General features: G+C 72.1%; 4 protein-coding genes and 3 pseudogenes. 4 read left to right on the top strand and 3 right to left on the bottom strand.

The genetic code is table 11. From position 1 onward, the window contains the following. Positions 1 to 770 (top strand): annotated as a pseudogene (locus D3105_RS31850) (mannosyltransferase family protein); the annotation flags it as partial. A gap of 103 nt (positions 771 to 873) precedes the next feature. Here D3105_RS31850 and D3105_RS31845 read toward each other — a convergent pair. Then, the gene (locus D3105_RS31845) at positions 874 to 1452 is read right to left on the bottom strand and encodes a TetR/AcrR family transcriptional regulator (protein WP_118906338.1); all 579 of its coding nucleotides are present in this window, start codon (positions 1450 to 1452) and stop codon (positions 874 to 876) included. A 91-nt stretch (positions 1453 to 1543) separates the two neighbouring features. Between D3105_RS31845 and D3105_RS31840 the strand changes: the two genes are divergently transcribed. Then, the gene (locus D3105_RS31840) at positions 1544 to 1990 is read left to right on the top strand and encodes a DUF1772 domain-containing protein (protein WP_118906337.1); all 447 of its coding nucleotides are present in this window, start codon (positions 1544 to 1546) and stop codon (positions 1988 to 1990) included. Between the two features lie 76 nt (positions 1991 to 2066). Here D3105_RS31840 and D3105_RS31835 read toward each other — a convergent pair whose 3' ends face one another. Next, entirely contained in the window at positions 2067 to 2738 is a 672-nt protein-coding gene (locus tag D3105_RS31835; protein ID WP_118906336.1) for a TetR/AcrR family transcriptional regulator, read from the bottom strand. A gap of 103 nt (positions 2739 to 2841) precedes the next feature. Between D3105_RS31835 and D3105_RS31830 the strand changes: the two genes are divergently transcribed. Next, positions 2842 to 3798, top strand: a complete 957-nt coding sequence (locus tag D3105_RS31830) for an NAD(P)-dependent alcohol dehydrogenase (RefSeq protein WP_165891118.1) — start codon at positions 2842 to 2844, stop codon at positions 3796 to 3798. A 363-nt stretch (positions 3799 to 4161) separates the two neighbouring features. Further along, positions 4162 to 4925 (top strand): annotated as a pseudogene (locus tag D3105_RS31825) (GNAT family N-acetyltransferase). A gap of 75 nt (positions 4926 to 5000) precedes the next feature. Here D3105_RS31825 and D3105_RS31820 read toward each other — a convergent pair. Next, a pseudogene (locus D3105_RS31820) lies at positions 5001 to 5491 on the bottom strand (MarR family transcriptional regulator); the annotation flags it as partial.

Here is a 5491-nt window from a genome sequence, read left to right as displayed (position 1 = left end):
CCGCGTATCTGCCGGAGAAGGGGGCGGGCCACCGTACGGTGGCCCTCTTCCTGCTCTCGCCCTGCGCGGTGTTTCTGGCGGCGGGCTACACGGAGGCGCTGTTCCTCGCGTTCGCGCTGCCCGCCTGGCTCGCGGCGATGAAGCACCGGTGGGCGCTCGCCGCCGTACTGGCCACGCTCGGGACGGCGGTACGCGTCAGCGGCCTGTTCCTCGCGGCGGCGATCGGGCTGCTGTTCCTGCTGTCCGTACGTGCGGGCGGGGGCCGGCGGGCCTGGCGATCGGCGGGCTGGACGCTGCTTCCCGCGCTGCCCCCGGCCGCGTACAGCTGGTTTCTGCACGCGCACACCGGCGACTGGATGGCCTGGAAGCACGCGCAGGAACGCGGTTGGTACCGCACGTTCCACCCGCCCTGGGAGGCGTGGGCGAACACCTGGACCGGGGCGTTCGACGGCACGCAGTCGACCGGATACGCGTTCATGTTCCAGGCGGAGTTGGCGGCGATGCTGGTGGGTCTCGCCCTGGTGGCGCTGCTGGTACGCCGACGCCGCTGGCCGGAAGCGGTGTACGTGGTCCTCAGTCTGTGGGCGTTGGGCACCTCGTACTGGTACACGTCCGTCCCCCGCGCGACGCTGCTGTGGTGGCCGCTGTGGATCGGCCTGGCGGCGCTGAGCCTGCGCCGGCCGTGGTTCAGGACGGTGTACCTGTGCGTGGCGGCCCCGGTGACGACGCTCGTCGCGCTGACGTTCCTGACGGGGAGATGGGCGGGGTGATGGCGACGGGGCCGGTTCCCCGAGATCGGCCCCCGGATTCCCGACCGGCCCCGGGTTTCCCGGCCTGTCCCCTCCGGGGCGTAACCGGCAGCCGGTGTACGGGTCAGAGCACGGCGAGCCGTTCCACCAGGAGATCCAGCCGCTGCCCGGCGCCCTCCGGCAGGAGCCGCCCCGCCCGGGTGAGGGTGGCCAGCCCGTGCAGGGCGGACCAGAAGAGCTCGGTGAACAGCGCCGGGTGCACGCCTTCCCCGGCGACCTCGCCGAGCGTCTCCAGCAGCGCGGCGAAGGCGTCCTTCAGCGGCTCCGGGGTGTCCTCGCGCGCGAAGGCCAGGCCGCCGTCGAGCTGGAACAGGGCGTCGTAGACCGCCGGGTTCCGCTCGGCGAACTCCAGGTAGGCGTGGGCGAGGGCGGCGACCCGGGAGCGGCGGCCGTCCGCGCCGGAGGTGGCGGCCCGCAGCGCCGCGGCCATCTCGGCGGCGCCTTCGAGGGCGACAGCGCCGATGATCTCGCGCTTGCCGCGGAAGTGGCTGTAGAGGACGGGCTGGCTGTATTCGATGCGCTCGGCGAGCCGGCGCGTGGTGACCGCGTCCCAGCCCTGCTGCTCGGCGAGTTCGCGAGCCGTCGCAACGATGAGGCGCTCGCGGCTCGCCCGTTCCCGTTCCTTGCGTTCCTGTACCGACATGGATCGATTCTAGCACTGCTAGACAATCGAGCGGCAGTAGCACTAGCGTTGCACCATCATCTAGCGCCGCTAGATTCCAGGAGGGGTCATCATGCTCGATGCGCTGCAGATCGTCACCACCGTGATCGTCGGACTGCTGGTGGGGGTGGAGTTCTCCGTCGCCTTCGTCATCAACCGGATCCTCGACGCTCTCCCCGACGACAGCGCCCAGCTCGGGCGGAGCCATGGAGGCCGGATGCTGGGGGCGTTGATGCCGTTCTGGTACATCGGCTCACTCGCGCTGAGCGCGGTCTGGGCCGTAGCCGGACGGGGGGAGGGAGACGCCGGCCTGGTCGTCGCCGCGGCCGCGCTCCTGCTCCTCAGCGTGGTCATGTCGCTCCTGCTGCTCGTCCCGATCAACAACCGGGGCAAGACGTGGACCCCGGAGAGCCGGCCCGAGGACTGGAAGGAGCAGATGAACCGCTGGGACCGCTACCACTACGTCCGCGTGGTCATCCTCGTCGCCGCCTTCGCCTCGCTGGTCGCGGCTCTCGCCTGAGCCAGGGGCGAGCCGGGAGGTCTGCGGGTGGGACACCCTCGCGTGCGCGGGCCCGCACACTCCCACTCCTCCGCCCTCACCCCGTCCCGCCCAGCCGGTCCAACTCCAGCCCCACAGGCTGCGGGAGCGGGCCGGTGGCGGGGCCGGCCCGGAACGACTCCAGCAGGTAGCCCACCAGCCGTCGGGACGCCGCGGCGGCTTGCGGGCCCGCTCCGTTCGCCACGCCGTTGTTGGCCAGCAGGGTCAGCACCACGTCCGAGACGTCGAAGTCCGGGCGCAGTGCGCCCGCCTCCTTCGCCCGCCGGACCAGCAGGGCCAGCCCCTCCTCCGCCCGGTCGCGCTCCCCGGCGTATGCCGTGTCGCCCGGGAACCGGGCCAGGAACGCGTGCGTGAATCCCCGGTCGGCGGCCTGCATCGCGCACACCTTCCGCAACACCGTGCAGAAGCCGCGCCACGGGTCCGGGTCCTCCAGGGCCTCGTCCAGCGCACCCGCGCATTCGGTGAGCTGCTCGGTGAACGCCTCGGTGATCAGTGAGGTACGGGTGGGGAAGCGGCGGTAGAGGGTGGCGACCCCGACGCCGGCCCGCCGCGCGATGGCGCTGATCGGTACGTCGATGCCGTGCAGCGCGTACGCCTCGCGGGCGGCCCGCAGGATCCGCTCCCGGTTCTCCCGGGCGTCCGCCCGCAGCGCCTCGGGGCCGGGGTCCGGGGTGACCGGGGGCGGGTTGTGAGAGGGCTGAGCAGGCATGTCTCTCACTTTAGGCTAAATGGAGAGGGTCATCCGTTTACCCGCCTACCGTGGACCGGGAGCAGCACTCACCCCGTATCGCCGGACAGACAGGACCTCCACCGTGAACGACATGCGCGCCGCGCTCTACGACAGCTACGGGCCGCCCGAGGTCCTCTACGAGGGCCGGGTCCCGGTACCGGTCCGCAAGCCGGGCGAGGTGCTCGTCCGGGTTCATGCGGCGAGCGTCAACGGCGGGGAGCTGTACGGGCGCGCCGGGAAGGTCCGCCTGGTCACCGGCCGGCGCTTCCCGCAGCGGACCGGGCTCGACTTCGCCGGTGAGGTCGCCGAGGTGGACGCCTCGGTCACCGGGCTGCGGGCCGGTGACCGGGTGTGGGGCATCCTGGGGCGCTCCTTCGGCAGCGCGGCGGAGTACGTCTCGGTCCGGCCCCGCCAGATCGCGTACGCCCCCGAGAACGTCACCCTGACCGAGGCCGCCTCGCTGCCCGCCGGGGGCACCACGTCCCTCACCGCCCTGCGTGACAAGGCCGGACTCCGGGCGGGCGAACGCCTGCTCGTCCGCGGGGCGTCCGGCGGCGTCGGCAGTGTCGCCGTCCAGCTCGGCAAGGCCCTCGGGGCACACGTCACCGGCCTCGCGAGCGCGAAGAACTCCGACTTCGTCAGGGAGTTGGGCGCGGACGAGGTGCTGGATCACCGGACCACGCCCCTGGCCGAACTGGACCGCTACGACGTCATCATGGACACCGTCGGCACCGAACATCCCCTGCTGCGAACGCGGTTGGCCCCCGGCGGACGGCTGGTCGCCATCGCCTTCGACATCGACCATCCGGTCCGGAGCATCGGCTATCTGCTGGGCTCGGCCGTGCATGGCCGTCAGCGGGTCCGGTTCTTCAGCGGCAACCCGAAGCACGGCCTGTTCGCCGAACTGACCGCACATGTCGAACGCGGTGACCTGCGGCCCGTCGTCGACACGGTCCACCCGCTGGCGGGCATCGCGGCCGCCCACCGCGCGTTGGAGGCGGGCGGGGTACGGGGCAAGCATGTGCTCCGGCTGGTGTGACGGTCGTGAGGGTGCGATGGCCCCGTCCCTTGTGAGCTCCGGGACGTGGGAGCGTCTGCCGGCAGGTGCAGGCCGCGGCCGACGCGATCGGGGGATCGACCGGCACATCTCCGTCGACTCCACCATCGTGCGCGAGAGCTGCGTCAGAGGCGTGAGCCACGAGGCTCGCGCACCGACCGCGCGATCCGTCACGCCGTCCCTTCGCTGCCGGCATGATCCCCCCTGATCCAGCGGACCGCTCCTGGTCAGCCCGTTCGCAGGCGCGGAAAAGGGACCTGCGAACACCCCGGACGGCATGCTGGGATGGTCGTCATGAAGCCCATGCACGTCCTGTCCGTCAATGAATCCGACCTTCCGCTCGCGATGGAGCAGAATCTCGCCGAGCACGCCTGCCACCTGCACCGAACCCTGAAGGGCGCGTCCGTCACCGAGACCGGCGACCTGCTGATCGCCGACAGCGGTCTCGACGACGACACCTTCAACATCGTCGCGAGGGCCCGCTTCATCCCGGGCACCGCCCCGGCCCGCGCCGCAGAGACGGCCCGGACCCTGGCCGCCACCGGCCGCCCTTTCTCCTGGTGGGTGGGCCCCGCCTCCACGCCGGACAATCTCGCCGAGCACCTCCAAGCCGCCGGCCTGGAGGCGTCGGAAACGGAGGCGGGCATGTGGAAGGACCTGCGCGATCCCCTCCCCGACGCACACGTCGACGGCCTGGAGATCCTCCCGGCCACCACCCCGGAACAGCTTGCCGACTACGCCACGGTCCTTGCCGCGAACTGGCACCCGCCCGCCGCCACGGTGCGCCGGTTCTTCGCCGACACCGCCGGTGCGGCTCTCACCGCCGACTGCCCCGCCGCTACCTGGTCGGCTACGTCGACGGCCGTCCCGTCTGCTCGGCCGAGGTCTTCCTGCACGCGGGCGTCGCCGGCATCTACAACATCGCCACACTCGCCACCGACCGCCGCCGCGGCTATGGCGGGGCCATCACCGCGGCCACCCTGCACACCGCCCGGGACGCGGGCTACGAGACCGCGGTGCTGCAGGCATCCGTCGACGGAGAACCTGTCTACCGGCGCCTCGGTTTCACCGTCTGCGGCCACTTCACCGAGTACGCCCTCGCCCCCTGACCCGTCACGGCAACCGCCGGCCCTTGTCATCCGGCTCCGGGCGTAATAGCCCGGACACGTCTTGGCCGACCGGGCTCAGACGGGTTTGAGGAGGTCGCGGAGGTTGGTCATGTGGGCTTTGACGGCGGCGATCTGGGTGGGGTCGGGTGAGGGCCGGCCGCCTGCCGTGTGAGTGGTGTGGCAGGGGCGGCAGAGGCCGTCGGGGAGGGCTTCGGGTTGGCCGGGGCGGCCGCAGTCGGTGCATTCGACGAGGAGGCGGCGTATGGGGGCCGGGGTGTTGGCTGGGGTGCCTGCGGTGCTTGCAGTGTCCGGCAGGCGGGGTGGCAGCTTGTCGATGAGGCGGCGGCGGATCAGGCCGACGGGGGAGTCGACCTGGGCGGGGAGCCCTGCGGTGAGGGTGCTGGTGAGGTAGTCGGTGGTGACGCCTCGGTCGAGCCATTGCGCGGCGAGGGGTTCGAGGGCGGTGCAGTCGTCGGCGGAGAGGGCCAGGCGGTGGTCGTCGCGGCCGAGGCGGGCGAGGGCGAGGTAGACGGGGGAGGGGGCGGTGTCCCTGGTGTGTCCTGCGG

The organism is Streptomyces globisporus (assembly GCF_003501885.1).
Taxonomy (GTDB): domain Bacteria; phylum Actinomycetota; class Actinomycetes; order Streptomycetales; family Streptomycetaceae; genus Streptomyces; species Streptomyces globisporus_D.
Note: the sequence above shows the minus strand (reverse complement) of the source record. Positions and strands in the feature narration are given on the sequence as shown.